Annotated in this window: 19 protein-coding genes; 11 read left to right on the top strand and 8 right to left on the bottom strand. The window is 57.5% G+C overall.

The window, feature by feature from the left end; genetic code table 11:
* The first annotated feature begins 11 nt into the window (after nucleotides 1-11).
* Together VGE55_RS14695 and icmF are read left to right on the top strand one after the other, a co-directional pair.
* Entirely contained in the window at nucleotides 12-359 is a 348-nt protein-coding gene (locus VGE55_RS14695) for a sodium/substrate symporter small subunit (RefSeq protein ID WP_331132421.1), read from the top strand.
* Nucleotides 319-3633 (top strand): fused isobutyryl-CoA mutase/GTPase IcmF, encoded by a 3315-nt coding sequence (icmF, locus tag VGE55_RS14690; protein WP_331132420.1) that lies wholly within the window; start codon nucleotides 319-321, stop codon nucleotides 3631-3633. The genes VGE55_RS14695 and icmF overlap by 41 nt, the downstream gene beginning before the upstream one ends.
* Here icmF and VGE55_RS14685 read toward each other — a convergent pair.
* A complete protein-coding gene (locus tag VGE55_RS14685) occupies nucleotides 3626-4297 on the bottom strand; it encodes a cupin domain-containing protein (RefSeq protein ID WP_331132419.1) in 672 nt (223 codons plus the stop codon). The two genes, icmF and VGE55_RS14685, sit on opposite strands and share 8 nt — an antisense overlap.
* A gap of 92 nt (nucleotides 4298-4389) precedes the next feature.
* Nucleotides 4390-5055, bottom strand: a complete 666-nt coding sequence (locus tag VGE55_RS14680; protein WP_331132418.1) for a GNAT family N-acetyltransferase — start codon at nucleotides 5053-5055, stop codon at nucleotides 4390-4392.
* Nucleotides 5056-5099: 44 nt separating this feature from the next.
* On the opposite strand from VGE55_RS14680, the gene lipB reads away from it, so the two are divergent.
* Together lipB and lipA are read left to right on the top strand one after the other, a co-directional pair.
* Nucleotides 5100-5816: a lipoyl(octanoyl) transferase LipB gene (gene lipB, locus VGE55_RS14675; protein ID WP_331132417.1), complete on the top strand. Its 717-nt coding sequence runs from the start codon at nucleotides 5100-5102 to the stop codon at nucleotides 5814-5816.
* A gap of 23 nt (nucleotides 5817-5839) precedes the next feature.
* Nucleotides 5840-6826, top strand: coding sequence for a lipoyl synthase (lipA, locus tag VGE55_RS14670; protein WP_414675052.1), 987 nt, complete (start codon nucleotides 5840-5842; stop codon nucleotides 6824-6826).
* Between the two features lie 15 nt (nucleotides 6827-6841).
* Here the strand turns inward: lipA and VGE55_RS14665 are convergent, their stop codons facing one another.
* From VGE55_RS14665 to tssK, 6 genes are all read right to left on the bottom strand, one after another.
* The gene (locus VGE55_RS14665) at nucleotides 6842-7663 is read right to left on the bottom strand and encodes an MBL fold metallo-hydrolase (RefSeq protein WP_331132415.1); all 822 of its coding nucleotides are present in this window, start codon (nucleotides 7661-7663) and stop codon (nucleotides 6842-6844) included.
* Nucleotides 7664-7733: 70 nt separating this feature from the next.
* On the bottom strand, nucleotides 7734-9371 hold the full coding sequence (locus VGE55_RS14660) for a serine/threonine protein kinase (protein WP_331132414.1): 1638 nt from the start codon (nucleotides 9369-9371) through the stop codon (nucleotides 7734-7736).
* The gene (gene tagF / locus VGE55_RS14655) at nucleotides 9362-9901 is read right to left on the bottom strand and encodes a type VI secretion system-associated protein TagF (protein WP_331132413.1); all 540 of its coding nucleotides are present in this window, start codon (nucleotides 9899-9901) and stop codon (nucleotides 9362-9364) included. Before tagF ends, VGE55_RS14660 begins: the two co-directional genes overlap by 10 nt.
* Nucleotides 9901-13374 carry a type VI secretion system membrane subunit TssM gene (gene tssM, locus VGE55_RS14650; protein ID WP_331132412.1) on the bottom strand — a complete coding sequence of 1158 codons (3474 nt, stop codon included), beginning with the start codon at nucleotides 13372-13374 and terminating at the stop codon, nucleotides 9901-9903. The genes tagF and tssM overlap by 1 nt, the downstream gene beginning before the upstream one ends.
* Nucleotides 13375-13381: 7 nt before the next feature.
* Nucleotides 13382-14779 carry a type VI secretion system protein TssL, long form gene (gene tssL, locus VGE55_RS14645; RefSeq protein WP_331132411.1) on the bottom strand — a complete coding sequence of 466 codons (1398 nt, stop codon included), beginning with the start codon at nucleotides 14777-14779 and terminating at the stop codon, nucleotides 13382-13384.
* Nucleotides 14776-16119, bottom strand: coding sequence for a type VI secretion system baseplate subunit TssK (tssK, locus tag VGE55_RS14640; RefSeq protein ID WP_331132410.1), 1344 nt, complete (start codon nucleotides 16117-16119; stop codon nucleotides 14776-14778). The genes tssL and tssK overlap by 4 nt, the downstream gene beginning before the upstream one ends.
* A 158-nt stretch (nucleotides 16120-16277) precedes the next feature.
* Here tssK and VGE55_RS14635 point away from each other — a divergent pair, with 158 nt between their 5' ends.
* The 7 genes from VGE55_RS14635 to VGE55_RS14605 all read left to right on the top strand — a co-directional run bounded on the left by VGE55_RS14635 (nucleotide 16278) and on the right by VGE55_RS14605 (nucleotide 25289).
* On the top strand, nucleotides 16278-16826 hold the full coding sequence (locus tag VGE55_RS14635; protein ID WP_331132409.1) for an OmpA family protein: 549 nt from the start codon (nucleotides 16278-16280) through the stop codon (nucleotides 16824-16826).
* Nucleotides 16823-18892, top strand: a complete 2070-nt coding sequence (locus VGE55_RS14630; RefSeq protein ID WP_331132408.1) for a type VI secretion system Vgr family protein — start codon at nucleotides 16823-16825, stop codon at nucleotides 18890-18892. Before VGE55_RS14635 ends, VGE55_RS14630 begins: the two co-directional genes overlap by 4 nt.
* 56 nt (nucleotides 18893-18948) lie before the next feature.
* Nucleotides 18949-20751 carry a hypothetical protein gene (locus tag VGE55_RS14625; RefSeq protein WP_331132407.1) on the top strand — a complete coding sequence of 601 codons (1803 nt, stop codon included), beginning with the start codon at nucleotides 18949-18951 and terminating at the stop codon, nucleotides 20749-20751.
* Entirely contained in the window at nucleotides 20744-21514 is a 771-nt protein-coding gene (locus VGE55_RS14620) for a hypothetical protein (protein WP_331132406.1), read from the top strand. The genes VGE55_RS14625 and VGE55_RS14620 overlap by 8 nt, the downstream gene beginning before the upstream one ends.
* A 5-nt stretch (nucleotides 21515-21519) precedes the next feature.
* Nucleotides 21520-22710 (top strand): type VI secretion system-associated FHA domain protein, encoded by a 1191-nt coding sequence (locus VGE55_RS14615; protein ID WP_331132405.1) that lies wholly within the window; start codon nucleotides 21520-21522, stop codon nucleotides 22708-22710.
* A gap of 3 nt (nucleotides 22711-22713) precedes the next feature.
* On the top strand, nucleotides 22714-23478 hold the full coding sequence (locus VGE55_RS14610; RefSeq protein ID WP_331132404.1) for a PP2C family protein-serine/threonine phosphatase: 765 nt from the start codon (nucleotides 22714-22716) through the stop codon (nucleotides 23476-23478).
* Nucleotides 23479-23585: 107 nt separating this feature from the next.
* Nucleotides 23586-25289 (top strand): ShlB/FhaC/HecB family hemolysin secretion/activation protein, encoded by a 1704-nt coding sequence (locus VGE55_RS14605; RefSeq protein WP_331132403.1) that lies wholly within the window; start codon nucleotides 23586-23588, stop codon nucleotides 25287-25289.
* Nucleotides 25290-25302 lie beyond the last annotated feature (13 nt).

Genomic DNA, 25302 nt, shown 5'->3' with positions numbered 1-25302 from the left:
GCGTCACGCCCATGCGCAGCCCCGAGCCCCTTCTCAGCCCGCAGCAATATGCCTACTGGCAGGCGGTCAAACGGCTGACCTGGCGCATTCTTGGGGTCTGGATTGCGCTCATACTGGGTGCTGTCCTGTTTGCTCCCGTGTCTGAAGCCGTGCTGTTTGGTGTGCCGTTGTCCTATTGGATCATCTCGGGCGCCCTTCTTGTCAGTTTTCTGGGGCTGGTGGTTTGCTATGCTTGGACCATGGACCGCATTGACGGGCACCCCAATTCAACACCCACGAAAGCGATGAACAACAATCGCGCCGAAGCAGGAGACACACATGAAGATCAGCTCAGGGGAAGTGACGCAAGCCGGCACTAACACCACCACACCACTGCGTTTTGTCACAGGCTCCAGCCTGTTCGACGGGCACGACGCTGCCATCAACATGATTCGCCGCCTGCTGCAAAGCCAGGGCGCTGAAGTGGTCCACTTGGGCCACAACCGCTCCGTGCAGGAGCTGGTTGACGCAGCCATTGACGAAGATGCGGACGGCTTGGCGGTCAGCTCATATCAGGGTGGTCACAATGAATTTTTCAAGTACATGGTGGACGAGCTGCGCCGCCGGGGCGCTGGCCACATTCAGGTGTTTGGCGGTGGCGGTGGCGTGATTCTGCCGGCTGAAATTGATGAACTGCAGGCCTACGGGGTGAACCGAATTTATAGCCCCCAAGACGGCCAAAAAATGGGCCTGGAAGGCATGATCGGCGACATGATTGCCCGTGCCGCCGAGCACCGGGCCAAACGTGCGGCGCCCGCTGTGGCGTTTACGCCCGAAGGCCTGTGCAAGTTGGCGGGCAGTTGGCCCACGCTGACCCAGGTCATCACACAACTGGAGCGGGGCTCATTCGGTGAGCCTGACCTGCTTGCGCTTCGGGAACTGGCCAAGCAATCCAAAACCCCGGTGTTGGGCATTACCGGCACGGGTGGCGCCGGCAAGTCTAGCCTCACCGACGAGCTGATTCGCCGTTTGCGCATGGACCATGGCGATGAATTGAACATCGCCGTGGTGTGCGTGGATCCTTCACGCCGAAAAACAGGCGGTGCATTGCTGGGCGACCGCATTCGCATGAATGCCATTGGGCCTTGGCAGGCTGCTGCTGGGCAAGCACCGCAAGCCCGCGTATTCATGCGCTCGCTGGCCACACGCGACTCTGCACAGGAAGTACCCGCAACGCTGCCCGATATCATTGCGCTGTGCCGCGCCACAGGTTTTGACCTGGTCATGGTGGAAACCCCGGGCATTGGGCAAGGCGATGCCGCCATCGTGCCGCATGTGGATTTCAGCCTGTACGTCATGACGCCCGAATACGGCGCAGCCAGCCAGCTGGAAAAAATCGACATGCTGGATTTTGCCGACCTGGTGGCGGTGAACAAGTTTGACCGCAAAGGTGCACTGGATGCGTTGCGCGATGTTTGCAAGCAAGTGCAGCGCAACCGCATGGCCTTCACCAGCATGCCCGACACCATGCCGGTGTATGGCACCTTGGCGAGCCGTTTTAACGACGACGGGGTGAGTGCCCTCTACAAAGCGTTGCGTGCATTACTGCCCATCGAGAAACCTGCCAAGGGTTTGTTCAACCACATCGACACCAAGCACTCCACCACCCTGAAGTCCTTGGTGCCATCCGACCGGGTGCGGTATTTGTCCGACATTGCGTCGACCATTCGTGGCTACAAAAAACAGGTGGCGCGCGATGTGGCCGCCTTGTTTGACCTGGAAAGCCTGCAGCGTGCCCAGCAATTGCTGATTGCCGCCAAGCCTGATAAAGACAAAGCCGTGGATGCCTTGGGTGATTTGGTCACTGCGGCCAGCAACCAGATCAGCCCGATGGCCAAGCAGGCCATGCAGGCCTATCAAACCATCGCTGCGGGTTACCAGGGCGATGTTCTCACGTATGAAGTGCGTGGCAAGGCGTTGCAGGCCCCACTCACCGTCACCACCTTGTGCGGTTTGAAAGTGAACCGTGTCAGCCTGCCCCGCTTCACCAGCCAGGCCGACCTGCTGCGTTTTGTGATGCTGGAAAACCTGCCTGGTTACTTCCCTTACACCGGTGGTGTGTTTCCGGTGAAGCGCGAGGGTGAAGACCCCACCCGCATGTTTGCCGGTGAAGGCGACCCTGCCCGCACCAACAAACGCTTCAAAATGCTGTCGGCCACCAGTGAGGCCAAGCGTCTGTCCACGGCATTTGACTCAGTCACCCTGTATGGGTTTGACCCCGACTTGCGCCCGGACATTTACGGCAAGGTGGGCACCAGTGGTGTGAGTGTGGCCACGCTGGACGATATGAAGGTGCTGTACAGCGGTTTTGACCTGTGTGCGCCCAGCACCAGTGTGTCCATGACCATCAACGGGCCCGCACCCACTATTCTGGCCATGTTCTTGAACACCGCGATTGATCAGCAGGTGGACAAATTCACCGCTGAGCACAAGCGTGCCCCCTCGGCTGAAGAATATGCCCACATCAAGGCGGCCACCTTGAAAGCAGTGCGCGGAACGGTTCAGGCCGACATTCTGAAAGAAGACCAAGGCCAAAACACTTGCATCTTCTCGACTGAATTCAGCCTGCGCGTCATGGGCGACATTCAGCAGTACTTTATCGATCACCAAATCCGCAACTTCTACTCCGTGTCTATCTCGGGTTATCACATTGCTGAAGCGGGGGCCAACCCCATTTCACAACTGGCGTTTACGCTGAGCAACGGGTTTACCTTCGTTGAAGCCTACTTGGCACGGGGCATGCAAATCGATGAGTTTGCGCCCAACCTGAGCTTCTTCTTTTCCAACGGCATGGACCCGGAGTACACCGTGCTGGGTCGTGTGGCCCGCCGCATTTGGGCTGTGGCGATGCGCGAGCGTTATGGTGCGAGCGAACGCAGCCAGAAATTGAAATACCACATTCAAACCAGTGGGCGCAGCCTGCATGCGCAGGAAATTTCTTTCAACGACATTCGCACCACCTTGCAGGCCTTGATTGCCGTGTACGACAACTGCAACAGCCTGCACACCAATGCGTATGACGAGGCGGTGACCACACCGACTGAGGAAAGTGTGCGCCGGGCCATGGCCATTCAGCTCATCATCAACAAGGAATGGGGCTTGGCCAAAAATGAAAACCCCAACCAGGGTTCATTCGTGATTGAAGAACTAACCGACTTGGTGGAAGAAGCCGTGCTGTCCGAACTGGAGCGCATCAGCGAACGGGGCGGTGTGCTAGGTGCCATGGAAACTGGTTACCAGCGGAGCAAAATCCAGGAAGAGTCCATGCACTATGAAATCCAGAAGCACGACGGCACCCTGCCCATCATCGGTGTGAACACCTTCCTGAACCCGCATGAAGATGCAGAGGCGCTCAACTCCCTGGAGCTGGCTCGCGCCACGGAAGCCGAGAAGCAGAGCCAGCTGAAACGTTTGGCGGAGTTCCAGCAACGACATGCCAATGAGGCCGGGCCCATGCTGCAGCGCCTTCAGCAAACCGCCATGGAAGGCGGCAATGTGTTTGAGGTGCTGGTTGATGCCGTGCGGGTGTGCTCGCTGGGGCAAATCACCCGTGCGCTGTTTGAGGTGGGTGGGCAGTACCGCCGCTCTATGTAGCAGTAAGCGGAAAACTCAGGTGGCCTGTTTTCACAAAGATCAGGCAGCCTGTGGTACTCCGCGGGTTGTGTTGGCTGAGGTGCGGACTGCGAATCCACGTGCCAGCCGGGTAGCTGCCCAGTTCGTCTTCAAACACACCTTCCAGCACAAAAATTTCCTCACCGCCCCAGTGGCGGTGGGCCTGAAATTGAGTACCTGGTGCCCAGCGCACCAGTGCAGTGTGGCGCGTTTCCACGCTGTCCAGTTGCATCACGCTCAAGCCGGGTACCAATCCTGGGTGCCACACCCCTTCGGAGGTGAATTTCACCACCCGCTCCGTGTCACTGGGGCGCATGTGACGCAACTTCACCAGCAACGTGCAGCCTGTGGTGCTGCCAGGCGCATGGGATGAGCCCGGTGGATTTTTGATGTAGGTGCCTGCAGGGTAGCTGCCGTATTCATCCTCAAACACCCCGTTCAGCACAAAAATTTCCTCGCCGCCACCATGCATGTGTGTGGGAAATTTGGAGTTGGGTGCATAGCTGACGATGGATGTGCACCGGGCCACTTCATCACCATCGCGTTCAATCATTTTCCGGCGAATGCCGGGTGTGGGGGAGTCGACCCATTCAAGGTCTGCAGAGTTCACCACAGCCCGAAGGGATAGATCAGCGTGCAACAACATAGTCCAACAAAACCAATCAAAGAATGTGACCAAGGGCAACAATGCGAAACTTCACGTCGAATGCCAACCCGTAAATTCCCGTAGGTGATCTGTTACGGCGTCAACTCCTCAGTCCATCGTTTGAACTGGTTGAGGCTGGCCTTGAACAGATGGTCCAGATCGGCCAAATGCTCGTCCACAAATTCACGAATCACCGAGGTGGTGCTGCTGGGCCGAATGTCCAGGTGAGCCTCGCACTGACCGTCGGCCGTGCTGATTCGCATGTCCAGTTTGTGGGCAATGGCCAGCATGGCATCGTTGTCCATCAGTGTAAAAATAAACAGTCGCTCCACACCTTCATTTCGGGCCCGTTGCAGCGCCCGCTTGAACAGCAATGTGCCCAGCCCGTGGCCGCGCATGTCGGCATTCAAAGACAAGCCCAGTTCTGCACCCTTGGGGGCTTTGGACTCTGGTGGTGGGGTTAAAACACCCAAGTGGACCATGCCCAGCAGGTGGTCGTCTTTGCCAAAAATGCCAAACACGGAATCGGATTCGAAATCCATGTTGGCCACATACTTGGCGATGGCGCCGTCGCCCAGCGCATAACTGAAACGCATGCGACGGTCGTGTGCACTCAGGGCCAGCAAGTGTGCCAAAATCAGGGGGCGATGACTGGCGTCCAACTCCACAATCGGTACTTTGGACAGGCCCAACAGTGCTGCTGCGCGCCGGCCCAGCACACTGGGGACATCAAACCATTCAATTGCTTCAGAAGACATTGCACCAACCAAGGCCACCCAAGTGGCGTGTGTTTAACAAGCCCATGATCCATCAAGACCCATCAGCACCGCAATACACCCCCATTGAAAGTGGAGGGTTTATTCCAGTTAAATCATGGGGTTTGGTGCCATATCCGCCCGTATTTGAAGCCATGAAGCAATTCACTGAAGCGCGGACGCCCGAAGACCCGGATGAAATATGGGTGTGTGAGCATACATCGGTGTTTACCCTTGGATTGGCTGGCGACCCCGGGCATTTGTTGCAGCGCAGCAACATTCCCTTGGTTCAAACCGATCGGGGTGGGCAAATCACTTACCACGGTCCGGGGCAGGTGGTGGTTTATCCCTTATTGAACCTGCATCACTATGGTTTGAAGGTTCGGGAATACGTCAACCTGCTGGAGCAAGCCATCATCGACTCGTTGGTGGCCGTGGGCGTGGCCGATGCGCAGCGCAAACCCGGTGCCCCCGGGGTGTACACCTGGCGCCACGGCCAACTGGCCAAAGTGGCTGCCTTGGGCATTAAAATTCGCAAAGGGTGTACCTACCATGGGCTGTCTTTGAATGTGGATATGGACCTGACCCCGTTTACGCACATCAACCCCTGCGGCTATGCCGGACTGGAAACCGTGGATTTGCGAACAATTGGTGTTAAAATTTCACTCAGTGAAATGCAACTCCTTCTGGTGAAAAATCTCCAGAGGGCATTGGACCAAGCGCGATCCGCCGGGTCCTCGCCGGTGGACCCACCGGCTTACTGAACCAAAGCCCGCACCCTGGGCTGCTGGAGAATGATGTGAGCGAAAAAAACGACGTGGTTCGCACTGCTGAACACTCAGCAGACCCCACCATCAAGCAAAAAGCGGCTGCGAAAACCGCGCGCATACCCATCAAGATCGTGCCGGTGGAGCAGCTCAAAAAACCGGAGTGGATTCGCGTCAAGGCCGCATCACCCTCCAGCCGTTTTTATGAAATCAAAGAGATTTTGCGTGAGCACAAGCTGCACACCGTGTGCGAAGAGGCATCCTGCCCCAACATTGGTGAATGCTTTGGCAAGGGCACTGCAACGTTCATGATCATGGGCGATAAATGCACCCGCCGCTGCCCGTTTTGCGACGTGGGGCATGGTCGACCCGACCCTCTGGATGTGGACGAACCCCTGAACCTGGCCAAAACCATTGCAGCCCTTCGATTGAATTACGTGGTCATCACCAGTGTGGACAGGGATGACCTTCGTGACGGGGGCGCTGCCCACTTTGTGTCGTGCATCGAGAAAACCCGCGAGCTGTCACCCAACACCAAGATTGAAATTCTGGTGCCCGATTTCCGCGGGCGGCTGGACCGCGCCCTGGGCATTTTGAATGCAGCGCCGCCCGATGTGATGAACCACAATCTGGAAACTGTGCCACGCCTGTACAAAGAAGCTCGCCCAGGTTCTGACTACCATCACAGTTTGAAGTTGCTCAAAGACTTCAAGGCCTTGCACCCCAACACCCCGACCAAAAGCGGTTTGATGCTGGGTCTGGGTGAAACCGACGAAGAAATTTTGGCGGTGATGCAAGACCTGCGCGACCACAACGTCGACATGCTCACCATCGGCCAGTACCTGGCGCCCAGTGGGCACCACCTGCCGGTGCGCCGCTACGTGCACCCAGACCAATTCAAGGTGTTTGAACAAAAGGCTTACGAGATGGGGTTCACCCACGCGGCCGTGGGTGCCATGGTGCGGTCGAGCTACCACGCAGACCAGCAAGCGCACGGGCTGGTGTAAGCCAGCCGGGCAGCTTTACTGATAGCGCTCAAACTCCACAGGGTCGTGGGCGCAAAACAGCTCAATCTCATTGGGGTGTTTCAAGGCTAGTTCACGCAAGCGGGCTGTGGTCTGTTTGCGGGGTTCGGGCAAGGTTTGCACCAGCTGCTCAAACAGCTTTAAACCCGCTGGCATGGCCGGTGTGGCCGTTACCTGCGATCGGTGAAAATACGCATCGCCCGCATGCAACAGCCACGTCTGTCCGTTGCGCACTGCCACGCCCACATGGCCACGGGTGTGTCCAATCAGCGGCACCATCAGCAATTGGTCGGCCAGTTCTGGAATGGGTGCAAGCGCTTCAAATCCAAACCAGTCCACGGGTGTGTGGTTGTGCTCCACCCAGCGGGGGCCGTGCTCAAACTGCGCTTTCCGAAAGCGCAGGCTATCCTTCTTGCTGGGTTGAATGGCATGTTTCAGCTCAACGCCCAGTGCATGCACCTGCGCATCCGGAAAGTCGCTCAAGCCACCGGCGTGGTCTAGGTCCAGGTGGGTGGGCACAATGTGGGTCACGTCGGCCGGGTTGAGTCCCTTGGCTTTGATTTGTACGTAAGCTGTTTCGGAGAGGTCCAGTTTTGGGCTGGTCATGGCCACAAAGCCAGCACCCAAACGGCGATTCGGCTCTTTCACGTCACCTGTACCCAAGCCAGTGTCCACCAGGATCAAGCCTTGCGGGCTTTCAAGCAGCAGGCAATGGCACACCAGCTTCGCACGGGCGGTCCAGCCACCACTGCCATTGATGAGGCGTGCACACAGGGGGCACATGGTGCCGCAATTCATGTGGTGAATCCGAAAGGTCATGGTTTGTCTCCAACGTAGGCCGCTTGATCATACCTTGCAGCCACAGCACTTTTGGAGTCACTGAACCTGTTTATGGCACCTCATCAATTTGCAGCGTTGCCAGTGCCGCTGGCTGACGACAGGGGCTTTCCATACAGCCCACACTTCGAAGCAAGGCCTGCCCCAACACCTGTCCACCGTCTGCCGTGCTTTGCAAGGTGTCCAGGGCCAGCAAACCGTAGCCGTAGTGGTCTATCCAGTGCAGATCGGTGTCTACAGGAGGTTGTTGCGAGACCAGAAACCACAAGCGGTTCGTACCGGCTGGGCCAGCGGACTGTATCGGCTCGGATGCCGGTGGAAATGGCAGGGGTTGACCCGCCGTCGCACGCAATTCAGGAACCCGGTCATTTGGAAACAGGCGAATGAACTGCCCCTCGGTGGTGAATGTGTAAACACTCAGCCAGCCAGACAGCGGCGACGTGATGCGTGCGGTCAGCAAGTCTTTGCCGATGGTCAGGACCGGCTTTGTCGTGTCGACCAGCAATGGCTGGAACACACCATGTTGTTCAACCGTGCGCCACGCGGATTCAATCAGGCTGTCTGCCGTGGGCGCTGGCGCTGGGGCGGCAGCAGAGTCTGGTTGTTTTGGGTGTGGTGCATCGGGAGTGTTCCCATGCATGGCAACACCGATGGTCAACAATACAGCCACGGCTGACAGCAGTGCCACACCTGCGATGACTTTGCCCTGTGCCCAAAATCGCCGCGGTGGTGGTGTTGCCTCGGGCCCCGGGTTGATGGGCCTCGGTAAAATTTGTGTGGGCTCACTCGGTGCGCCCGGCAACACATCCTCAGCATGAAGCCGCAGAAGAAGTTGTTGCACATTCTGAAGCCGGTCCACCGGCAGCACTTGCAAGCAGTCGTCAACACAGCCGCACAATGGATGGCTGTAGTGGCTCATTCGTTCAGTCAGTGGTTGATAGCAATCCTGAATCATCCGCGCGACCGAGGACGGTGGTGGCTTGCCCGTCATAAGGTCGTGCATGACTGCACCCAATGCATACACATCGGTCCACGGGCCTTGTTGCAGTTGCGGGTCTTCAGCGTATTGCTCAATCGGTGCATAGCTTGCCTTGAGCACCACAGTGAACGCTTGTGTGCTTGAACCAATCAAACGGCGGGCCGCACCAAAATCCAGCAACACCGGTTGCCCGGTGTCCTGCAACATCAAGACATTGTCTGGTGCAATGTCCCTGTGAAAGCACTGTTGCTGGTGCAGTGTGTCCAACGCGTTGCACAGCACCGTAACCACCCGCCTTAGTTCAGCCTCGCGCTCGGAATGCGCAACATGGGACCACCAGGATTTGAGGGGGACACCTTTGTACAAGGGCATCACCATGTAGGCAGTGCCATTGGCCTCCCAAAACCGGTACACCTTCACCAAGGCGGGGTGATCAAATTGCGCCAGCAGTCGGGCTTCGTTGATGAAGCTGCGCATGCCTGCATCAAACAGCTCTTGGTGCTTGGGGGCCAGCACTTCCACGTGGCCGTGGGGGCCCCGTTGCGCCAATGCAGAAGGCAGGTATTCCTTGATGGCCACTTCGCGTTCAAGTTGGGGGTCCCAAGCCCGGTACACAATACCAAAGCCCCCCATGCCCACTACGCCCCGAAGGATGAAGTCATTCAGCTCACAGCCGTTGGGCAGGGCACTGCTCGTTGCGCTCACGGCCATGCAACATCCCCAAAGCTGTCGACCATCCTGAGTACCCGGGGTTGTTGACCTTGGTCCAGTGTCCACAGAGTCATTGGTCTGCATGCCCAATCCTGATCGCCGTCACCCTGCGTGGACCTTGAAAATAGTGCGTCCAGTTGTTGGGCGCTCCAGTCATCTCGAATGGCTGCAACCCCCGTGTCAAAGCACTGTTGAAGGTGAAGCGGCAAATGACAGGCCACCAGCGGCGCGGCATGGTGTTCCAGCACCAGCCAGGGAAACAATCGGCCAACTTTGTCTACAGACGGCAACACAACACCTAGCCAAAGTCCAAACCCACGGCCACCCGGTGCCGCTGAGTCGATGGTGTTAAAACCCAAGGCACAGGCGCTCATGAAAACCGAGGGCCAGTCAGCACCGTGTTGCGCCTCACCTTGATGCATCCAGAGGGACAGGCGATCGTACCAGTCGGTCGCCATGGCGGACGGAACCCCGCGAGACACAAAGTCACCCAGCCCGGGAATTTTCCCGAGACACATGCGGCGAATCATCAGCGAGCCCCAGGGCAAGAGAACTTTCGAAGCTCAGCCAGGCGCAGCGGGTGAATGGCCGAGTGTGCCAACACTTCAAATTCAAAACGTTTGCCGTCCACCACAAAGGCCGCTTTGAACATTTCGGGTCGATCGGTGGGTTGGATGGTTGCCTGGTCCATCCAACGGAACAGCGCCCACGGCCCTTGGATGGTTCGATCGTTTGAGCCACTGCCCCGGTATTTGATGAAACTGGTTGGTCCACCTGCGGACCACTGCACCGTGTGCCTGGGGTCAAATTGCAGCGAAAACATCAGCAACTTTCCGTTGTTGTCGAGGTAAAACACGTCGTTGGGCGATGAGGCAGACACCAATTTCAGGTCGACTTCAAAGCCTGGCTTAAGTCCATTTGCTGCAAACAGCACATCGCGAATGCGTGCAGCCCGCTGGAATTCGGCCAGATAGGCCCCCCCTGCATGGCCTGTGCCGTCCGTGGCTGGTTTAAAACGCCAGGGGTTGGTACTCATGTCAACCACGCCTTGCAGATGCGATTGAAAGAACTGATCCATTTGCCCACCTGGTGCAAACAGCCGTACGAAGTCGTCGCTCAATACATCCAATCCGGATGTCCCATCGAAGGGATAGCGCCTGGCCACTGTCCGAAGACAGAGCTCCCGCAGTGGTTTCAGTGCATCGGCCAGGTTGGCACGCTCGGCGGTTTGGCCTTGTTGGCTGGCGACGCTAATCAATGGCAGCACCGCCAGGCGTACGGCGTCTGGCAAAAGGCCGGCATTCACTTTCAATGCGTCGAGGTTTGCTGATGCGGGTGGTGCAGTTTTACCCCGTTGGGCAGCCGAGATGGCAGCCAGTTGGGCATACACATCACTTAGCAAGGTGTTGACCTGTGCATAGCCGGCGCCTTGCGCGGCAAACAAATCATTGAGGACGCGGAAGTGCTCATCGACTTGTTGCTCAACCACGGGTGTTGGGTCCCCCGCAGTCACTGCGCTGGCGCTGTTGCCCAACGCTTGGCTGTTCGAGACCTGTTGTGCCTTTTGGGTCAGCCATTGTTGACTTGCCTGAAGCACCTTTGCAGCGTCACCGCCCAAACGTGTTTGTTCCCAAACATGGGTCAGAAATGCCCTGAGCGGTGATTGTGTTTGCGCCAATATTCTGGCGTTGTTGACGGCCTCATCGAAATTGGCCGGTTTTTCCAGTTGAACCTGCGCAAGTATGGAATCCCAATACCGAATGTAATCGGCCACATACAACTCACGCACTTGACGACTTTGGCGCTGAATTTCGCCCGGACTGTCCTGGATTGTTGCAGGATCCAGCCCCAATACCCAGGGTGCCTCTTTGGCAAATTGCCGTGCCTGTTTCAGCGATTCCGGGATGACATAGCTGGCTGACGCAGATTTGTTGAACAGCGCAGAAAGAGGCTCACTCAATGAGCCTCCATCAAGTCGTTTAAACAAATGTGCAGCCGATGGACCCACCACCTGCGTGATGGATGGCGCTGTGCCCGCTGGGGCTTCGTGGGCATCTCTCAGTGCTTGATAAATGCGCTGTGCGGTGGATTGGGTTTGCAAAAGCTGTCTGGCCGATTCAATCAGTTTTGCATCCGGGCCGCCCGGGTTTGCATCCAGACCGTGTGTCACCAATGCGCTGAGGTGAACCTTGACATCCTCTGGATTTATTTGTGGAAACGTGGGCAATACCCGTTGTGACCAATCCGTCCAGATTTGGTTCATCAGCGCCGTGTTGTCCCGGTGCCTCGGGTCGTACCACATCAACAGGGCCTTCAGTTGTTGGTAGGTGGCTGCGTCTGGCTGGCCACGTTCAACGCTGCTCTGCAGGGCCTGAACCAGACCCTGTTCAACCAAGGGCCCCAATGTGTTTCGCAAACCCTGTTGATAAGCCCTTTCTCGTGCACTGTTCACCTTCTCGGTTTGGTCCAACCCCAAGCCTTGGAATGGGTTGTCTGCATCAGCGGGTTCGGTGAATACATTCAAGGCATGCACCACAGCGGGCAGGTCGCGGAGATTCTGAATGCGAGCCTTGTCCAATTCGCCCTGAAGAGCAGTGGCAGTGGCCGACTGGACGCCCACCCAATGGTGGTTGTTGGTGTAGCTGACCCAGCTTGAAAGACCGTAAACCACTGTGCCAACCACAATCCCCAACAGGGTCAGCAAACGAAGTGCCTTTTCCCTGCGAACTTGCTTCCAGTTGACTCCCGCCAAGTGTTTTTCGGCAAACACCACATCAGTGAGCAATCGATGAATGAAATAGCTGCGGGCTTCGCGTGGACCAGCAGGTCTGGCAGCCTGACCTGAAAGTTGGTTCAAGCCACTCAGAATGCGGTCAAGTAAACCACCGTCTTGGGTGCCGCTGGTGAAATAAATTCCGCGCAAGTCAATGCTTTTCTCGAAGGTGCTGTCATTGCGTACCCAACTGCCGAGCAGCGCGGTCAGCGGTGCTTGAAGTTGTGCGAATTCAGGCAAAAATTCCATGAGCCGAATTTTTCGAATCGCTGCGCCTGCTGCATCCAGCCGTGCATGAAGCCCTTCTTGTAAATCCAGTTGGATGCGTGAAAACCCCGCCTTTAGTTGGGCTTCCCAATCCGCTGGCAGAGGGTGTGGCAAATTGACGCCCAAACCCTGCTTCCTGTCTGATTCTGACAGCGCTGCAAAAGTGTCCACAAAGCCCGGAAGCAAGTCGAGTTTGGTGACCAGCACATACACGGGTGGACAGGCCCCCAGCTGCCCGGTGAGTTCTTGAAGCCGCCGTGCGATGGTGGCGCCCAGAAATTCCCGGTGGCTTTGCGGTGCGGCCAGATCGGCGGTACTGACCACCAACAAAACGCCATTGAGTGCTTGGCGTGGCCTGTGCCGCTTCAACAAGCTCAGAAATTGGGACCAGGCTGCGGAATCGGCCTGCTGGCTGGAGTCCTGCGTGGTGAAACGTCCTGCGGTGTCGATCAGCACGGCGTCGTCTGTAAACCACCAGTCGCAATGTCGCGTGCCACCCACGCCTTGAATGGAGCCGGCCCCCAGGCTGTCTTGCAGCGGGAACCGCAAACCAGAATGCATCAGGGCCGTGGTTTTGCCGCTGCCGGGGGGGCCAATAAACACATACCACGGCAGGCCATACAAACCTGGGCGTGTGAAGGTCCATTTACGAGGCTTTTGGTGATGTCGAAGGGTTTGAATGGCCACTGAAAAACGCTCAGCGACTGCACGTTCTTCGTCACGAATCTCCTCCTGCTGTCGAGTCAATCCCCGCTTCAATCCAGATTCGGAGCGCCAACGGCGCATGAGTCGCCAGGCCAGCGGAGCCAGCACCAGCAAACTGACAACACTCATCACCACCACGCGTGACCATACGGACTCCAAGGGGGTGTGGCTGCCCACTGAAATGAGGGGCGCAAACCACCAGATCAGCGACAGCAGAAGGGCCAAAGCCAGGCCGGACAAAACAATTCGAAGCGTCATGGTCGAGTCAGGGTTTGTGATCCAGTGTGATTTCCACACGGCGGTTTTTGGCGCGCCCTTCCGGCGTGGCATTGCTGGCCACTGGGTTTGCAGAGCCAGCCCCCTCGCTGGCCATCAACACATTGGGTAGATGGGGGGCCAGCAATTCACTGACGTGGCGTGCACGGTCTTCCGACAGTTGCCAATTCGATGGATAGCGCAGCGAGCGAATGGGTTGGTCATCGGTGTACCCGGTGATGGTGATTTGACCAGGGTGGGCGGCCATTGCCTGGGCCACTCGAACCAGCAACGGTTGTGCAGCGGGATTGATGTCTGCACGACCGGAGTCGAACAGATGATCGCTGGTCAGAATGACTGTGGACCGAGACCCTTTCTCCCGGATGCTCAATTGCCCGCTCACAATGTCGGACTGCAATTGACGGACCAGCGTCAATTGGTCGGGAAACGCTGTTTCCACTGGCGCAGGGGTTGAAGAGACTGCTGCTGTGGGGGTTGGCCATGTCAATTGATCATAGGCCAGCATGGTTATATCGGATTGAATGTTCAGCAGGCTACGCAACACGGCAAACAACATCGCGATGCACAGCAGCGCGACACTGACGGGTAACCACAGCGGCAGGTTTTTCAGACCCTGCCTGAGTAAAGGTGCCTTGCTGGTCCACTCGGTATTGGTCAGTACCTGACCTGGGCTACGGGTTTGTCCCAGCAGCCGGTGAACCTGCCCAAACAGTTGTTGAACGGCCCAGTCGCCTTGCGCCTCGACATGGTATTTTCCTTTGAACCCGCTGGCCAGAATCCACAGTGACAATTCCAGTACGTCGCGGTGTTCAGCGGGGGTCTGCATGAAACGTTGCAACAGCGAAAAGCACTTCTCGCCCCCCCAGGTTTCTTGAAAGAAATGCAGCAACAGGCTCTGCTTGGCCCATCGTCCAGAGCCTCCCCAGGGCGTGTTTGCAGCAAATTCGTCCAGCATGCTGCACAACAGGTAGCGAACAGAAATCCGCTCAGCCTGTGGACGATTCAATCGTTGAAGTTGGGTGTCCAATTCTTGAAGGCCTGCCATGCAGGTGGCTGCCAGTGTCTCGGGATGGGCCAAGGTGGCTTGGGTTTGTATGCGATGGCCCAAGCGAAGCAGCCCAAGGCTGTGCTGAAGCAGAACGTTGTGGGTGAAGCTGGTGGATGAGGCCGTAAACCGGTGCATCAACTGGCCCCAATCCGGATCGGCACCAGCGGTGCCTAGACCAGACTGAGGGCCCGCAGACTGCGGGCTGCTGGACAATCCCAGCAAATCATCCAGTGCTGGCAGGTCTGGTGAGAATGGTTTGGGTGTGCCGTCCGTTCGCGCCACACGGGGCTTGATGACAGTCCGTTCACCGCCCAGTCCAAACAATGGATCCTCATTCATGCCGAGGTCTCCCCGGGCAACTGCATGGCCCACAACTCCAATCGAAGCCCCGGAAACTCATTGGCACAATGCAGGGCCAAGTGGCCGGTTTCCTGCAATTGTTTCCACAGCACATCGTTTCGCGTCTCGAGCTGGTAGTACAGATGGTCTGCGTAGTAAGGCAAGGCAGGCGGTGCGCTGCTCAAACTTTTCAGCCGAACACCGGGCAAGTTGAGGTTAACCAGGTCACGGAGACGGTCTGCCGGACCAATTTTGACGGTGCTCGGAAAGCGCTCCCGAACGACAGAGTCGGGTGCATCGGCCCGGATGGTGAGCACAAAATGGGCGGTTGACATGAGCCCTTGGTCGGCGATGTGGGCCAGGTAAACCCCATTGCCCTTGGCCTGCAATGGAATGGCATGGATGCGTTGGTCATGGGTCACTGACAACGCTTTTGAAATGGCCTGTACCAGTTGCCCGAATGTCAAGGCCAGGTCATCGTGAAGGTAGTTCGGATGGAAGTCCAGGCTGAGTTGAACATCGCTGTGCACCGATAGACTACCCAGGCATTGAAGCAAGTGCAGGTACAACATTTCCGGATGCAGGGTTGGCCTTTGAAGCAGGTGCGACAGGCTCAAGTGATGCGCCAGACAGGCTTGCAAAAGCAGGAAATCGCCCAGTTCACTGCTGCTGTGACTGTTTTTTCGAAAACGCCGGTTTTTCAGGTGCTCGATCCGATTGCCAAGCAAACCCAGCAGGCCTGTGCAATGCCGCTGAATCGTGGGCTGCGTGCGGCAATTCAGATGTGGCGCAATGTAGGTGGAATCCAAGTGGACCTGCCGATCTTCAACCGATTTAACCACAGCCAAAGGCAGGCAGGTGTATCCCTTTCGAGGTTCATCGTCGCGCATCAAGTGCATGCACAGTTGACCGAGTTCCAGGGTGTCCACAAGACCATCAGGGGCGCTCACATTTCGAACCTCTGCTTGAACCATGTTGTACCGACCGGTTTGTTGCTCAAGGGCCAGATGGCTTTCTTGAGGGTGGGGCGCTGGCAAGCACAGCCAAATGGTCTGGCTGGGCAGGTGGTCGGGAAGTTCCAGGCAGGGGGGTGACGCTGCCTCGGTCGGAATATCAAACCGCGTTCCATCGGGAAAATAACCACTGGCCCGAAGAATTCGGATTTGACCCGCTTGCAGCGCACCCGTGTCCAATTCCAGGTCTGCGAAGCCATGGGTGTAGGCCTGAAAGTCGTGCACCCTGCTGTGCATTTCAGTCAGCAGGTGGCGTTCCTGTTGCTGGAAATGTTGAGGCAGTAGGAACAGACCTTCGGTCCACAGCACTGGATTGTTTTTAGTCATGTCGGGGGATGCTTTGTGCGATTCGGTGGGTGGCGAGTATCACTCGCACACGGAAAAAAATCAGAACGACTAGACTCCGCTGCTCGTCGCGAAAAAGCGTAGCAGAAAGCGTTTCGGGGTGATTGTTTCTGCTTTTACGTACTCACAAAGGAGTAGCTATGACACGCATCAAAGCAATCAGGTGGGGTTTTGTCCTGTTCGGTATGGTCTGTGTGGTGGATGCACTGGCCGAATCGCCGGTTGTGGATTTGGGTGGTCGGGTTCCCAATGCCCAGGACGTTCGGGAGGGGCTTTTTCCAGAAGAAGCCTGTGAAGAGTTGAAAAGTCATGGCTTCAAGTGCATGGGCTTCAAGCCCGCCGTGCGTTTCTCGATTCCGAATGCGCATTTCCGCCTGGGCTCTGCCGAACTGCCCGACGCCCTGCGCAAGCAATTGGATGTGTTTGCCGAGGTGTTGACGAATCGGCCTGCTGGCTCACCCACGATTGTGGTGACCGGACATGCCGATGCCAGTGGCGAAGCAGCATTCAATCTGGCTTTGTCTGAAGAACGTGCCAAAGCTGTTAAAAATTACCTGGTCGCCAAGGGTGTATCGCCGGGCCTGCTCAGCATCGAAGGCAAAGGCGCGCAGCAGTTGGCTGATGTAGACAATCCATTTTCATCGGCCAATCGCCGTGTTGAAATTGGTCGGACACCGGCCACGCCATGAATCGACTGATCCAGTTCAGCGGCTCTGCACCGCATGATCCGCTGGTCTTCCACTCGGCCACCGTGCTGGAGGGTTTCTCTGAGCATGCGTGTGCAACATTGATGTGCCATGCGGATGATGCCCGCCTTGATCCTGACCTCTATCTGGGCAAAACACTGTCGTTCAGCTTTGAAACCCGGGATCTGCAGCGCCGGCACTTTCAGGGTGTGGTGGTTCAAATGCAACTGGGCCAAATGGCGGCAGAAGGACGTTGCCTGTATCAGTTTGAACTTCGGTCCTGGACGTGGTTGCTGACCCGAAATCAGGACTTCCGGGTGTATCAGCAACAATCGGTGGTTGATATTGTCAAATCCGTGTTGGGTCGGCACAAACACCCGGCCGTGCAGTGGCGAGACGAAACACGGCAGAGCCATCGGGTTTGGGATTATTGTGTTCAATACGGCGAGAGCGATTACAACTTTCTCTCACGCCTGTTTGAACAGGAGGGGCTGTACTTCTATTTCGAGCACACAGCGCAATCCCATACGCTGGTGCTGGTGGACGATGCCGCCGCACACGCTCCCAGTGATGATTGCCCAAGCCTGCAAGTCAATTCGGTTGCACAGGGCGGGCGGCTGACCGATCGGGAATGTATTCAACACTGGACAGCGAGGAAGCAGATACAGGCACATCGGCATGCCCACAGTGACTACAACTTCACCACGCCATCCACGTCGCTGTTCACCCACCAAGATGGTCAGAGTTTGCCTTACAACCAGCCTTTCGAGCTGTTCGAGTACCCGGGTGAATATGCAACAGTATCCGAGGGCGCCGCGTATAGCCAACTGCGTCAAGAGGAGTCGGTTGTTCAAGCTTGGGTGTTCTCCGGGCACAGCAACGCACGGGGCCTAAGGGTGGGCCGTGTGTGTGCCATTGATTGTCCGGACAACCCCTTGTTGACCGAGACCGTGCTGGTAACCCGCATCCAAATCGGGCTTCAGGAAGCGCCAGCAGAGGCGCAAGGCGGCGGAGCCTCCACATTCCAGTGTGACTTTGAGGCCATTCCGCATGCCACACCATTTCGCGCTGTACGGAAAACCCGAAAGCCCCTGGCCAAAGGGCCTCTACCGGCACGTGTGGTTGGGCCGGCAGGCCAAGAAATTTACACCGATGAATTTGGACGGGTGAAGGTTCAGTTTCATTGGGATCGCTACGGTCAACAGGACGAACACAGTTCATGTTGGGTGCGCGTGGCGTTTCCAGCCGCTGGCAAGGGGTGGGGGTTTGTGGCTGTGCCGCGTATCGGTCAGGAAGTGTGGGTGTCGTTTGAGGATGGTGACCCAGACCGTCCGCTGGTCACCGGTGTGGTGTACAACGCCGAGCAACCTGTGCCCTATCCTTTGCCCGATCAAAAAACAGTGTCGGGTTGGCGAACCCAGTCCAGTGAGCATGGGACCAGTACCAATTTCAATGAATTGCGATTCGATGACAAGTTGGGTGAAGAGTATGTGTGGTTCCAGGCCGAGAGGGATTATCGAGCCCTGGTCAAGCATCAAAGCCAGCTTGAAATTGGTGCCGATTCACACGTGCTGATTCACGGCCACCTGATTGAGCAGATCAAACAGGATGTGTCCAGGCTTGTGCTGGGCAAGGTGATGGCACAGATTGAAGGTGCCCTGAATGTGCGAGTCAATGATGACGTGTTGGCTCAATTGGCTGGTGCGCTGGACCTGAAAGTGAACAGCGATGTCACTGTTCACGCAGGCGGCACGGGCTCTTTGGAAACCAGCGGCGGGCTGGAGATACGGGCAGCCCAGGGATTGAATGCCAGCAGCCCCGCCAACATGCATTTGAATGCGGGCGCAGCGCTACACATCGCAGCAGGCGCCGGGCTCCATTTGAGCTGTGGAGGCTCATCGTTGCTGCTGTCGCCAGCGGGTGTTTTTCTCAATGGCACGGCAGTGCTGGTCAACAGCGGGGGCAAGGCATCACCAGCCAGCACTGCCAAGCCAGGCTCACCTGCTGAGCCTGAAAGTCCAAAACCGGTCATGTCTCCTGTTGATCCATTGGCGGGCGCTGGGGCATGATCCAGGCCTGGGCAGTGGCCCCTTTGAACGTAACCAGTCAACCCCAGGCAGATTGGATGTTGAATCTTCGTTCACCGGGGGAGCGTGTTTGGTTGGCCGACTGTCTGCAGGTGTGGTGTCTGTCTGCAAGCCATGCCGACCCGCAGACGTTGCCCCTTCCGTGGAGTGCTTCACAGGATGGCGTGGTGTTTTGGTTGGCCGACGATTCGGTCTCACCCAAAGCCACGCTGCGCCGCCTGAATCGCTGTAGAACCATTCAAGGGGATGCGGTGTGGGCACCGTGGTATGTGCCCGATTATCTGGCCTTGTGCCTGCAGACTGGCGATGCTGCGGGTTGGTGGGTCGGTTTGCAGGCCATCAGCATGCGCCGCCAACAGGTTTGGGAGACACTGCGATGCCCCGTAAATTCGCAACCAGCAATGAACAATCTTCATCCCATCGTGCCTGGTTGTTCTGATCCTTCCCATACAGAAGCTGGTGGAGATTCATTGCATGCACTATCGGCCCGTTTGCATGCACAAGCCTTGTGTACAGCCATGGCTGCTGCCGGCGTCCAAACACCCTCGGGAACCGATCCCTTGCATGTGCAGTGGCTCTGCCTTGCGAAAGCCCACCCAATGGCCAGTGCGCATGATATTGCTGCCAGTTTGCTCAGCCATGCATACCTCCAAACCTTGTCTGGAAGCGCCAGACCCTTGGGCCTGTGGAGCCCCGGCGAGCTGTACCAAGCGCTGACAGAGTCGCCAGGGCAGCTTGGCCCGCCCGACCAAGCACGGGGTTTGCTGGAGGGGCTGATGACTGTGCATTTGCAATTTGCCGACATGGGTTTTGCACGGAATGCATTGGGTACCGGTGGCGGTGCCGTCAACTGGGCTGAGTGGTTGCTCAGCGCCTCAGCATTGGGTAGCAAGCCCGGGCATCCCGTTGTTCGCAGTTTAATGGGCAGCGGTGCTGTTCCCTCGGTAGACGCTCACCCGCTGCCGAAAATGCCCGCCGATTGTGCGGCAGTGCTTCGCCAAGCAGCGTCGACCCGTTACCTACCTCACCATCCGCTACTGGGTGAATGGCCCGTATGCACAGCCAGCGATGCATCAGCCCAATACCCCTTGCAAACCCTGCAGGTCATCGATGACCGAGCCCTGTATTTTCAGGTGGACTGGGCAAGGGGGGCACCTGTTTTGCGGAGTGGGCCGCAGGAACAGGTGGAATGCTGCCCCATGCAATGCACTGTGGATGAGCCACTAAAACCGGCTGAGTGGTTAGGACCATGGTTGGTGCAAACGCCCGGGCAGGCGCACAACCACGCGCTGTGGGCGATGCTTCAAGTGCACGCCGACATACAAGGGCAATGGACACATTCACCCGCCCCGCTGGAAATGAATTGGCAGTGGTTCGTTGAAAGCCAATGGAATGCAGGCCCCGGGCAGCCTGTCGAGTTGCCCCCGCTGGTCACGATTCAGGGTTTGGTGGGTTCGCAGTTGCTTGAACTGTCCTTGCGAGTACAACCGGCGCTGGCACAACAGGAATCGGGTTCAACCTCTTGCGCCACCCAGCAATTGCTGCCAGGTCAGCCATTTTGGTCATATGCATGCACATGGCCTTTGAACGTGACGTTGGAGTCGGTGCGAAAACCGGGCTGGCCTGAATGGCAGTTGTTTGAACGCCAAGCGGGTGCATTGAGATTGTGCTTGCAGCTTTGGCGACATGTCATGGGGCAGGTGCAGGCCAGTGCGAGCCTCCATTATCAACCGCCGACTGCGGAGGTGATGGGATGGTGCCCCTGGACCGGTGTGTCGTCTCGCCGACTTCAGCTGGGCAGCGAGCAAACCCTGCAGCATTGGGAGACTGTGCATGGATAAGTTGCTGTGCCTGGTCCTCGAGCCTGTGGACCAACGGGTGGAGATTCGACTCAATGGCTTGACGGTGGGTGCTGTTCCCGCTGGGCAGCCATTTGCCAAACCCATTCATGAGTTTGTGTGCGCCGGTGAAAATCGTTTGCGCATCACCGTGCCCAACAACCCCACCCAGCGGCTCAATAAGGCGCTGCAGTTGCGCTGCCGTTTGGTGTTGCACAAACACCGGGGCGACCAAACATGGGTTGAGCCCGAGGCCTTGCATGAATTCGCAGTGAGCTTGGCCTGCGGTGAGCGTCTGGAGCGACAGCGTGTGCTGGATGCTGCGTTCGATCTGCCTGTGCGTTTCCCGGTGTGGGATTTCCTGAATGTACCGCCGCCGCTGACAACCGAGCATCTGCAAGTCCGGCTGGAGGATTTTCTTCTTCGGTGGATTGCCGCCTGGGATGCCCGTGATCTGAACGCACTGTTTCCGCTGTACACCCGACGAAACCGTGAATTGTCGCTGGCCTATGGGCAGGACCATTCAACGCACCAACACGCCTTCGGCCATCACCTTCAGGTTTTGATGGAAGGCCATGTCCTGGATGAGACCATCCGAAATCCGGCGCAGTGGGTGTTTCAACCTCAGCGCAGGTCAGCCCTTCACCGGCTTTGCAATGCGGCCGGAGATGATCTGCTGCGTTTTCAATCGGCAAACGGCGAAGGGGTGTGGGTTTGGCCGCATCACCTGGCTGTGTTGCCCGACAACATTTATATCCTGAGGTGATGGCCATGCCGCTTGAATATGAATTCCGGGTTGTGACAGACGCACCGTCGATGGGCGTGGATTCCCCACTGGCTACTCCACTGGTGTTGCCAGTCGGGCCCGGCAGTGGCGTGTTGGGCCGTGCACCCAACTGCCGTTATTCAATACCCGACCCCAGTCGTGTCATTTCCCGGGAACATGCCCTGATTGAACGGCACCAAGACCGGGTGTATTGGACTCCACGCGGTTCCAACCCCACACAGCGCCACGGTGAGGTGTTGCAAGTGGGCAAACGCCATCTGCTGGAACCAGGGGATGTGTTGGAACTGGGGCCTTATCAGGTGCATTTTATTCAGCGTGAAGCAATGCCGGCGGTGGTCTGGAGTCTTCAGCCTTCCGCGCCAGACGAATCGGCCTGGCTACACGACCCGTTGGAAAAAGGCACCTGGTCGATTGATGCCGTGTTGGGTGCAGGTGATGTGTCCATGTCGGCTCCCCCCGCGGATGCATCGCTATCTTTGCCGTTGCGTACCCCGGTGCAGTCTCATCACCTGTGGCTGGACGATCTGGAGTTGCCAAAGTCTGTACAGCCGCCTGCACAGCCGCCCGTACAGCAGCGTGTTACGCGTGAACCCATGCCCGCACCGGCACCGATGTCCACGGTTGACTGGGTGGAAGCCTTGGGGCTGGGGTTTGTTGAACCCTGGAACGAGACCCACACTGAACGGCTGAAAGTGGTGATTCACCAAAGCCTGGCGTTGCTGCTGTCGTTGCTGGAGGCGCGGCGATTGATGCGTCAGGAATTGGGTGGACATCAAACCACCATCCGCGCGCGATCAAACAACCCACTCAAGGTGGCGGTGAGTGTACCGCAGGCGCTGAGCAACCTGCTTGAGCCGGATCCAGCGGCCCACCTGCCAGCCGACCAGGCCTTTGAGGAATTGTCGAGCGACCTGCTGAGTGAGTCTGGTCACCTGCTCAACGCCATTCGCCAGTTGATGGGAAAACTCGACCAGCATTTGGCACCCCGTCACATTGAGCGGCAGCTGGAGCGAATGAGCGGCATCACACTGCCAATCGGCGTTCACCGCAAGGCCCGCATGTGGGACCTGTACTGCCAGCAGTTTCAACATTTGCGGGGTGAGCGCTCTTTGCCTTTTGCAACCCTGCTGGAGGACGCGTTGCGCGATCCACCCCAGCCACAGCAGGACGGATAACCGGTGGAACACACTGTGCAGTGGAGCAAAGGCGCACAGCTTGAGCTTGATGTCTATGCCCTCAGTGAGCAAGGCGATCGGCCCAGCAATCAGGATGCCGTGGTTTGGCATGTTCAGTCTGGGCAATTTGTGGGGGTGGTGGCCGATGGTGCAGGCGGACATCGCGGTGGCGAGGCTGCTGCTCGACTGGTGGTCGACATGGCACTGACGCACTGCCCCGATGTGCACAAGGTGCCTGCGCGGACCGCTTTGACGGCTTGGGTACGGGATTGCAATCAGCAAGTGTTGACCCAGCAGATTCTCAATCCCGCCTTGTCGGACATGCATTCCACCGTGTGTATGTTGATGATCGACCTGCAGGCCCCAATGGCTTCGTGGGTGCATGTGGGCGACACGCGCTTGTATTGGGGGCAGGCTGGGCGCGTGGTTTTCAAAACACGCGACCACAGTGTGTTGCAGTGGCAACAAGATCATCCAGGTGACTGGTCGACCGTGAGCCGAAACACCCTCTACAGCGCATTGGGTCAACCCACCGCCGACTTGGCGATTCAAGTGGATGAGTGCAACGCCCCCTTGCAGCCTGGCGACTGGTTTGCGCTGTGCTCGGATGGTGTATGGGAACAGGTGACCGACGGGGAACTGGCTGCCATCGTTGCATGCACCCCCAGCGCTGAAAGCGCCGTGAAGCACTTGCACGACGTGGTGCGCAGGCGCGCAGCCGGGCGTGCAGACAACCTCACCACCTTGTTGGTTCGGCTATCCGCATAGGCGGGTATGGGTTAGTTCAGCAGGTTGATGCTGATCCAACGATGCCATTCGTTGTTTCGGCACCCTTGTTGTTGAATGCAACTTTTGCGTTTTTCGGGAATTGAGCAATGCGTTTACTGACGGTGTTATTGGGGTGTGCAGGCATTGGATGGCAGTCCTTGGCCGGTGCACAGGTCAGCACGCCAGCGTCGCTGCTCAACGAGTCCATGCCCATGCAGGAACAGCGTGGGCGCCCTGCGGAGTCTGACCATTCAGCCGCTTTGCCGGCCAGTGTGTCGCCGGAGCTGGCCAAACCATTGAGCGACGTGTCGGTGGACGTTGAGCGTTTTGAGATTGTGGGCTACGCACCAGCGGACAGTGAAGCCCTGCACCAACAACTTCAAGCGTACACGGGGAAGGGGCGTCATTTCGAGGACTTGTCCAATGCGGTTCAGGTGGTCACTGCCTATTTGCAACGCGACCTTGGACTGTATTTGGCCTATGCCTATCTGCCTGCGCAAAACGTCAGCAATGGCGTGGTCCGCATACAGGTACTGCCCGGCGTGTTGGAAAAGGTGGAAGTGCAGTGGCCTGCGGAGGAGCTCCGTGTAAAACGCAGTGTGATTGAAGCACACCTCAATGCCTTGAAACCCGGTCAAATCATTCGCGTGTCTGAGGTAGAGCGCGTAGTGTTCTTGCTCAATGACCTGCGTGGAGTCCATGTCCGCTTTGCGGTGAAACCAGGCGATCAACCCGGCACTGCCGTGTTGGTGGCCATGCCTTCCCAAGGTGAAGTGTTGTCAGGCAGCTTGGCGCTGGATGCCAATGGCTCGCGCTACGCGGGCAGCAATCGCGCCACGCTCTCCGGATATTGGGAAAGCCCTCTGGGGTTGGGCGATTCATTGTCGTTCAGCCACCTGCAATCGGACACCGGTGGTCTGGAGTTTTCACTGTTGGGTTACACCGTGCCGGTGGGTGCCGATGGCTTTAAATTGGGGCTCAATGCATCCACCGTTCATTATCAACTGAACAACAATGATTTTCCGTTGGGCCTGAATGGGGATGCCAGCACCGTGGGTGTGTTTGGTTTGTATCCGCTCATTCGATCCCGAAACCTGAACCTGTTTGCACTGGCTGGACAGGACCATCGCACCCTGACCGATCGACAATCGCTGGCAGGTTTGGAGACCCGAAAAACCATTGACAGTCTTCGGTTGGCCCTCTCCGGCGATGCACGGGATGCCGCCTTCGGTGGCGGCTTGAGTTTTTTCAACTGGACGCTTGAGCAAAGCAAAACTTTTTATCCGGCAGGCCGCCCCTTTGGTCTGGACGATGAACCCCGGTCACTGCGCAGTCAATACAGCCTGTCCCGTTTGCAGACCCTGATTGCCGGTCAGTGGATGCTGTGGGCGCATGTTCGCGGCCAGGACGCCTACGACAACCTGGACAGCAGCGACCAATGTGCCTTGGGTGGATCGACCGCTGTGCGCGCTTTTGCACAAGGCGAGGCGGCGGGTGACACCTGTACGTTGGCCACGCTGGAGCTTCGGCACATTTTGAATCATGCCTGGTTGGGCGAGGCTGGTCGGAACATGTCATTGAACGCCTTCTACGACCAGGGGCGTGTACACCATCGCAACGATGCATCGGGACGCCCATCGGGCTTCAACAATCTGGATGAACTGGCCGGGTATGGCTTTTCCTGGTCGTGGGACATGACCCGACAGTTTGCACTCAATGTGAGTGTGGCTTGGCCACTTCAGGGGCAGCCCAAGTCCGACCCAAAGGTGCAAACCCCTCGCCTGTTTGCCACCGTCACCTACAACTTCTGATTGGAGATTTTCA

It is taken from the genome of Limnobacter sp. (genome assembly GCF_036405155.1).
Classification (GTDB): Bacteria; Pseudomonadota; Gammaproteobacteria; order Burkholderiales; family Burkholderiaceae_B; genus Limnobacter.
This window is presented reverse-complemented; position numbering and strand designations above follow the sequence as displayed.

Excerpts from the sequence above, each read along its gene's own strand:
- tssK (WP_331132410.1), bottom strand. The coding sequence starts at position 16,119 with ATGACTAAAAACAATCCAGTGCTGTGGACCGAAGGTCTGTTCCTACTG.
- VGE55_RS14605 (WP_331132403.1), top strand. The coding sequence starts at position 23,586 with ATGCGTTTACTGACGGTGTTATTGGGGTGTGCAGGCATTGGATGGCAG.
- VGE55_RS14680 (WP_331132418.1), bottom strand. The coding sequence starts at position 5,055 with ATGTCTTCTGAAGCAATTGAATGGTTTGATGTCCCCAGTGTGCTGGGC.
- tagF (WP_331132413.1), bottom strand. The coding sequence starts at position 9,901 with ATGATTCGCCGCATGTGTCTCGGGAAAATTCCCGGGCTGGGTGACTTT.
- VGE55_RS14625 (WP_331132407.1), top strand. The coding sequence starts at position 18,949 with ATGTTGAATCTTCGTTCACCGGGGGAGCGTGTTTGGTTGGCCGACTGT.
- VGE55_RS14635 (WP_331132409.1), top strand. The coding sequence starts at position 16,278 with ATGACACGCATCAAAGCAATCAGGTGGGGTTTTGTCCTGTTCGGTATG.
- VGE55_RS14665 (WP_331132415.1), bottom strand. The coding sequence starts at position 7,663 with ATGACCTTTCGGATTCACCACATGAATTGCGGCACCATGTGCCCCCTG.
- tssL (WP_331132411.1), bottom strand. The coding sequence starts at position 14,779 with ATGAATGAGGATCCATTGTTTGGACTGGGCGGTGAACGGACTGTCATC.
- VGE55_RS14660 (WP_331132414.1), bottom strand. The coding sequence starts at position 9,371 with ATGGCCGTGAGCGCAACGAGCAGTGCCCTGCCCAACGGCTGTGAGCTG.
- tssM (WP_331132412.1), bottom strand. The coding sequence starts at position 13,374 with ATGACGCTTCGAATTGTTTTGTCCGGCCTGGCTTTGGCCCTTCTGCTG.
- lipB (WP_331132417.1), top strand. The coding sequence starts at position 5,100 with ATGATCCATCAAGACCCATCAGCACCGCAATACACCCCCATTGAAAGT.
- VGE55_RS14620 (WP_331132406.1), top strand. The coding sequence starts at position 20,744 with ATGGATAAGTTGCTGTGCCTGGTCCTCGAGCCTGTGGACCAACGGGTG.
- VGE55_RS14685 (WP_331132419.1), bottom strand. The coding sequence starts at position 4,297 with ATGTTGTTGCACGCTGATCTATCCCTTCGGGCTGTGGTGAACTCTGCA.
- VGE55_RS14615 (WP_331132405.1), top strand. The coding sequence starts at position 21,520 with ATGCCGCTTGAATATGAATTCCGGGTTGTGACAGACGCACCGTCGATG.
- VGE55_RS14630 (WP_331132408.1), top strand. The coding sequence starts at position 16,823 with ATGAATCGACTGATCCAGTTCAGCGGCTCTGCACCGCATGATCCGCTG.
- icmF (WP_331132420.1), top strand. The coding sequence starts at position 319 with ATGAAGATCAGCTCAGGGGAAGTGACGCAAGCCGGCACTAACACCACC.
- VGE55_RS14695 (WP_331132421.1), top strand. The coding sequence starts at position 12 with ATGCGCAGCCCCGAGCCCCTTCTCAGCCCGCAGCAATATGCCTACTGG.